The 6,000-nt window shown below is 66.7% G+C and carries 7 protein-coding genes; 4 read left to right on the forward strand and 3 right to left on the reverse strand.

All coding sequences use genetic code 11. The features are described 5' to 3' along the window. Positions 1-14 precede the first annotated feature (14 nt). The 3 genes from ABZ070_RS18580 (at position 15) to ABZ070_RS18590 (ending at position 2,476) form a co-directional block, all read left to right on the forward strand. Positions 15-443 (forward strand): NfeD family protein, encoded by a 429-nt coding sequence (locus ABZ070_RS18580; protein ID WP_356635085.1) that lies wholly within the window; start codon positions 15-17, stop codon positions 441-443. Between the two features lie 222 nt (positions 444-665). Beyond that, entirely contained in the window at positions 666-1,622 is a 957-nt protein-coding gene (locus tag ABZ070_RS18585) for an SPFH domain-containing protein (protein WP_100106479.1), read from the forward strand. Positions 1,623-1,702: 80 nt separating this feature from the next. Then, positions 1,703-2,476, forward strand: coding sequence for a sulfite exporter TauE/SafE family protein (locus ABZ070_RS18590; protein WP_356635087.1), 774 nt, complete (start codon positions 1,703-1,705; stop codon positions 2,474-2,476). A 77-nt stretch (positions 2,477-2,553) separates the two neighbouring features. Here ABZ070_RS18590 and ABZ070_RS18595 read toward each other — a convergent pair whose 3' ends face one another. From ABZ070_RS18595 to ABZ070_RS18605, 3 genes are all read right to left on the reverse strand, one after another. Then, on the reverse strand, positions 2,554-3,078 hold the full coding sequence (locus ABZ070_RS18595) for an HNH endonuclease (protein WP_356635089.1): 525 nt from the start codon (positions 3,076-3,078) through the stop codon (positions 2,554-2,556). Between the two features lie 203 nt (positions 3,079-3,281). Beyond that, positions 3,282-3,818, reverse strand: coding sequence for a YbhB/YbcL family Raf kinase inhibitor-like protein (locus tag ABZ070_RS18600; protein ID WP_356635091.1), 537 nt, complete (start codon positions 3,816-3,818; stop codon positions 3,282-3,284). Between the two features lie 54 nt (positions 3,819-3,872). Beyond that, entirely contained in the window at positions 3,873-4,655 is a 783-nt protein-coding gene (locus ABZ070_RS18605; RefSeq protein ID WP_356635093.1) for a sporulation protein, read from the reverse strand. Positions 4,656-4,771: 116 nt separating this feature from the next. Here ABZ070_RS18605 and ABZ070_RS18610 point away from each other — a divergent pair, with 116 nt between their 5' ends. Further along, positions 4,772-5,422 (forward strand): DNA-3-methyladenine glycosylase, encoded by a 651-nt coding sequence (locus ABZ070_RS18610; protein ID WP_356635095.1) that lies wholly within the window; start codon positions 4,772-4,774, stop codon positions 5,420-5,422. Positions 5,423-6,000: the final 578 nt, after the last annotated feature.

Below are 6,000 nucleotides of genomic sequence, written 5' to 3' on the forward strand. Positions count from 1 at the left end.
CCTACCATGCCCATGTGGACATCGATGCATGGGTGTGGTGGCTGATCGGCGCGGTCGGACTGGGCATTCCGCTCGTGCTGACCGCCATGCCGGAATTCGGAATGTTCTCCGCCGGAGCGGTGGCCGCGGCCGTCGTCGCGGCGGTGGGCGGCGGCACAGTGGCCCAAGTGCTCGTATTCGCCGCCGTGTCCGTGGCGCTCATCGCCGTCGTGCGGCCCATCGCGATGAGGCACAGATCCCAGAGTCCCCAGTTCGCCAGCGGTGTCGACGCCCTGAGGGGCCGTCAGGCCGTAGTGCTGGAACGGGTCGACGGCAACGGCGGCCGTATAAAGCTTGCCGGTGAGATCTGGTCTGCCCGCGCCTTCGACACCACCATGGCCTACGAAGAGGGCCAGCAGGTCGATGTCGTCGAGATCGACGGAGCGACGGCCGTCGTCATGTGACGGGTCGTCAATCGCCCTGGCTCAGCAGCCTCGGCGACCGTACCGACACCCACCCCGACACCCACCCCGTCCACCGCCGTCCACAGCCCGGACGCCCGAGCCGATCGCCCCGAAATCGACGCGACACGGCCGGCCGGAACGGGCGAACGGCCCACAGCACAGCCCCTGTTCTGGGAAACTGATCATCAGACTCATCCGGCAGCGAAGGGCACAGGGAACGCGATGCAACCGATCATCATCGTCCTGATCATTCTGGTGGTGCTGGTCTTCATCGCCCTGATCAAGACGATCCAGGTCATCCCACAGGCCAGCGCTGCCATCGTCGAGCGCTTCGGACGCTACACCCGCACCCTCAACGCGGGGCTGAACATCGTCGTGCCGTTCATCGACTCGATCCGCAACCGCATCGACCTCCGTGAGCAGGTCGTCCCCTTCCCGCCCCAGCCGGTGATCACCCAGGACAACCTGGTCGTCAACATCGACACCGTCATCTACTACCAGGTCACCGACGCCCGCGCCGCGACCTACGAAGTCGCCAGCTACATCCAGGCCATCGAGCAGCTCACCGTCACCACGCTCCGCAATATCATCGGCGGCATGGACCTCGAGCGGACCCTCACCTCCCGCGAGGAGATCAACGCGGCCCTCCGCGGCGTCCTCGACGAGGCCACCGGCAAGTGGGGAATCCGCGTCAACCGCGTCGAGCTCAAGGCCATCGAACCGCCGACCTCCATCCAGGACTCGATGGAGAAGCAGATGCGCGCCGACCGTGACAAGCGCGCGGCGATCCTCACGGCGGAAGGCATCCGCCAGTCGCAGATCCTCACCGCCGAGGGTGAGAAGCAGTCGGCGATCCTGCGCGCGGAAGGCGAGGCCAAAGCGGCCGCCCTGCGCGCCGAGGGTGAGGCACAGGCCATCCGTACGGTCTTCGAGTCCATCCACGCCGGAGACGCCGACCAGAAGCTCCTCGCCTACCAGTACCTCCAGATGCTCCCGAAGATCGCCGAAGGCGACGCCAACAAGCTCTGGATCGTCCCGAGCGAGATCGGCGACGCTCTCAAGGGACTCAGCGGAGCCATGGGCAACTTCAACCCGATGGCGGGCATGGGCGGCGGCTCCGTACCCAAGCAGACCGGCGGCAACGGTACGGAACGACGCGAGCAGCCCCCCATCGACTGACACGCGAACCACTTCATGCATGATCGGTGAGGCCCCTCGACCTTGATGGCGGGGAGGCGACTCACGGACCATGTAAGGAGATGGCGTTGTCCATCTGGGAAGCACTGGCGGTGTTCGCAGCCGGCGTGGGAGCCGGCACCATCAACACCATCGTCGGCTCCGGCACCCTGATCACCTTTCCGGTGCTGCTCGCCACCGGGCTGCCACCGATCACCGCGAACGTCTCCAACGCCCTCGGTCTCGTACCCGGCTCCATCAGCGGAGCCGTCGGCTACCGCGCCGAACTGCGCGGCCAGACCGGCCGGGTCCTCCGCCTCGGCCTCACCGCGCTCGTCGGCGGCCTCGCCGGCGCCGTTCTGCTGCTCGCCCTGCCCTCGGACGCGTTCGACACCATCGTCCCCGTACTGATCGCCCTGGCGCTGGTCCTCGTCATCCTCCAGCCACGCCTTGCCGCGGCGGTCCAGCGGCGTCGCGAAGCACAGGGCACCGAACCGCATCCGCACGGCGGCCCGGCCCTCCACACCGGCCTGCTGTTCGCCAGCGCGTACGGCGGCTACTTCGGCGCCGCCCAGGGCATCCTCTACCTCTCCCTCATGGGACTGCTGCTCGAGGACAGCCTCCAGCGCATCAACGCCGTCAAGAACATCCTCGGCGCCGTCGTCAACGGCGTCGCCGCCGTCTTCTTCCTCTTCGTCGCCGAATTCGACTGGACCGCCGTCCTGCTGATCGCGGTCGGGTCCACCATCGGCGGCCAGCTGGGCGCCAAGATAGGCCGCAGACTCAAGCCCGGTGTGCTGCGCGCCTTCATCGTCGTCGTCGGATCGATCGCGATCGCCCAGCTGCTGCTGCGCTGACACGACGAGGCCCGCACCCTACGCAAGGGAGCGGGCCTCGTCACCACGGTCTACGCGTCGGAGACCGGGGCCGTCTCCTACGCCGCGAAGTCCTCCGCCGCGGGCTGCGCCGCCAGCCAGTCCGGCAGCGCGGCACGCTCGCCCGACCGGAGACCGAGCAGCATCGCCTCCGCCGGCGACGGCACGAACGGCTGGTGCAGCAGCGGCATACCCGCCTGCTCAGGCGTACGGTCGGCCTTGCGGTGATTGTCCTCGGCGCAGGAAGCCACCGTGTTCAGCCAGCTGTCGGCACCCCCGCGCGACCTCGGCACCACGTGGTCCACCGTCGTGGCGCGCCGACCGCAGTAGGCGCACCGGTGCTGGTCACGCACCAGCACTCCCCGCCTCGACCACGGGGCCTGTCTTCGAAACGGCACCCGTACGTATCTGCAGAGCCTGATCACCCGCGGCACCGGAAGATCCACCGCGGCCGCACGCACACGAAGCGCGGGATGGGACTGCTCGACAACCGCCTTGTCCTGGAGCACGAGCACCACCGCACGGTTCAGCGTCACCGTCGACAGCGGCTCGAAGCTCGCATTGAGCACCAGTGTGTCCCGCATCCTGCCCACCTCCGTTCGCCCCGCCCAGCTCACGTCGGCGGGCATCAGGCTTGGATCAACTCTGGCCGGGCGCGCCAAGATGGACAACGCAATATCTGTGCCTTGCCGGGGGCGGACACAAGGACCCCCGGCAACAAAACTGCCCTGCCCTGGTCTCTCCAAGACCAGGGCAGGGCAAACTCCGGACGAACTCTCGGCTTGTCTCAGCCCTGCGCGGGCGTCTCGTACTCGCCGATCAGATGTGCACGAGCGATTGCGTGGAAACGCAGGTTGAAACCGACGACCGCCGGTGACACATCGGCACCGGGACCGAGCCTCTCGCTGTCCACCGCGTACACCGTGAAGACATAACGGTGCTTCTCGCCGGCCGGCGGAGCCGCCCCACCGAAGTCCTTCGAGCCGTAGTCGTTACGGACATGGACCGCGCCGTCGGGCAGCCCCTCGAACTTTCCGTTGCCCGCGCCCGCCGGGAGCTCCGTCACCGACGCGGGGATGTCGAAGAGCACCCAGTGCCAGAAACCGCTGCCGGTCGGGGCGTCCGGATCGAAGCACGTCACGGCGAAGCTCTTGGTCTCCGCCGGAAAACCCTCCCAGCGCAGATGCGGCGAGGTATCGCCCCCCGCCTTCACCTGGGAGTCGTTCAGCACCGACCCCGGCTCGATGTCGTCGCTCACCAAGGTGAACGAAGGCACCGCCGGATGAAAGTCGTGGGGAAGCGGAGCCCTCTTGAGCTCGGTCACGTCAAACCCTCCGATTCGGCCGTCCTGCTTCTTTCGCCTTCTTCCGTCCCGAGCCTAGAGCCAGTTGCGGCGCCCGCCGACATCCGCCAGCCACTGGTTGAGGTATGCCGCCCAGTCGGTCGACGCGAAATCGTGGTGCCCCACCTTGAACGCCTTGTAGGAGTCGCTGCTCTCACTGAACAGACCCGGCTTCTTGTCCATCTCCAGGACGACATCCATTTCGCGTTCGTCGGCGACAAACGTCAGCTCGACCTGGTTCAGGCCGCGGTACTGCTGGGGCGGCAGGAACTCGATCTCCTGGTAGAACGGCAGCCGCTGGCGCGTCCCGCGGATGTGACCGCGCTCCATGTCGGCGCTCTTGAACCGGAAGCCCAGCTGGATGAACGCGTCGAGGATCGCCTGCTGCGCCGGCAGCGGGTGCACATTGATCGGGTCCAGGTCGCCCGAGTCCACGGCCCGCGCGATCTCCAGCTCGGTCGTGACGCCGATCTCCATCCCCCGCAGCAGCTGCCCCTCGATCGTGGTGATCGGGGTCTCCCAAGGGATCTCGAGGCCGAACGGCACCACGTGCACCGCACCGGCCTTGACCTCGAACGCGCCGCCGAGCCGCTGCTTGGTGAACTCGATGTCCTGCTTGACCTCCTGGTCGCCGCCCTCGACCTCGACCCGCGCCTGGAGACCGACGGACAGTCCCTCGATCTGCTGATCCACCGAGCCGCCCTGGATGCGCACCTCGCCCTGGACCACGCCGCCGGGGACGACGTTCGCCTCGGTGAGCTCCGTCTCGACGGAGGCGCCACCGGCACCCATGCTCGCAAGCAGCCTCTTGAAGCCCATGCCAACTCCTTCTCGGTCCTGCCCCTACATACGCGATCACATACGCGTCTACATACGCGTCACGACCGTAGTCGGTTCCCCGTGGTTCTCCATCGCCCCCGGTACGCTCGAACGCGATGATCGAGAGCTCTGACCACACGCCGCTGCCACGGGACTTCTTCGACCGACCGGTACTGGAGGTCGCCCCGGACCTGCTGGGCCGCACCCTGACCCGCCGGACCGACGAAGGCCTCATAGAACTGCGCATCACGGAGGTCGAGGCATACGCGGGCGAGGCCGATCCCGGTTCCCACGCCTTCCGCGGCCGCACCGCCCGCAACGAGGTGATGTTCGGCCCTCCCGGACATGCGTACGTCTACTTCACCTACGGGATGTGGCACTGCCTCAATGTGGTGTGCGGTCCGGAAGGCAGGGCGAGCGGAGTCCTGCTGCGGGCCGGCGAGGTACGAGTGGGCGCCGCTCTGACGCGCAAACGTCGAATCTCGGCCCGCCACGACAAGGAACTGGCCAAAGGGCCGGCCCGCCTGGCCACTGCCCTCGACGTCGACCGGTCGCTGAACGGCGCAGACTTCTGCCTGGGTCCGACGGCCCCTCTTTCCCTGCTGCCGGGCCGACAGCCGACCTCTGACCAGGTACGCAACGGCCCACGCACGGGAGTGGGCGGCGAAGGGGCCTACCACCCATGGCGGTTCTGGATCGATGGTGACCCGACCGTCAGCCCGTATCGGGCTCATGCGCCCCGACGCCGCGGGCGCAGCGCAACTTGACTCGGGTACCTCGGACGCCTAACGTAGCCCGAGCCGCTTGAGAAGGAGCACTGCTGTTCAGCAGTTCCGGAGCGGCCATCCACCTCTGACGACGAACCCAATCGGGTGCGATTTCGGCATGCCGAAATCAGGATCCGATGGCTCGATTATGAGCTGCCAAGGAAATCGTCTAACGTGGTGATCACGCCGGAAGGCCGAAAGACCGGAAAGCACCCCCGGGTAAATCGGATCGAAGGATCTGATAAAGTCGGAGTCGCCGGAAAGGGAAACGCGAAAGCGGAGAACCGGAAGGCGTAGCAGAAATTCTCTGCTCAGCAGAGAAGCCCGCCGGCCGGGAATCGGACACGAAAGAGTCTGATAGAGTCGGAAACGCAAGACCGAAGGGAAGCGCCCGGAGGAAAGCCCGCAAGGGTGAGTACAAAGGAAGCGTCCGTTCCTTGAGAACTCAACAGTGTGCCAAAAATCAACGCCAGATATGTTGATACCCCGTCCATCTTCGGATGGTCGAGGTTCCTTTGAAAAGTCCATCCCGCTTGCGGGGTGGCGATACACAGCGAGGACGCTGTGAACGACCGGTC

Source organism: Streptomyces sp. NPDC006283 (genome assembly GCF_040613325.1).
Taxonomy (GTDB): Bacteria; Actinomycetota; Actinomycetes; order Streptomycetales; family Streptomycetaceae; genus Streptomyces.

What these genes read in the sequence shown, in the direction of transcription:
- ABZ070_RS18610 (WP_356635095.1), top strand. Translation starts at nt 4,772, where the DNA reads ATGATCGAGAGCTCTGACCACACGCCGCTGCCACGGGACTTCTTCGAC.
- ABZ070_RS18595 (WP_356635089.1), bottom strand. Translation starts at nt 3,078, where the DNA reads ATGCGGGACACACTGGTGCTCAATGCGAGCTTCGAGCCGCTGTCGACG.
- ABZ070_RS18605 (WP_356635093.1), bottom strand. Translation starts at nt 4,655, where the DNA reads ATGGGCTTCAAGAGGCTGCTTGCGAGCATGGGTGCCGGTGGCGCCTCC.
- ABZ070_RS18590 (WP_356635087.1), top strand. Translation starts at nt 1,703, where the DNA reads ATGGCGTTGTCCATCTGGGAAGCACTGGCGGTGTTCGCAGCCGGCGTG.
- ABZ070_RS18585 (WP_100106479.1), top strand. Translation starts at nt 666, where the DNA reads ATGCAACCGATCATCATCGTCCTGATCATTCTGGTGGTGCTGGTCTTC.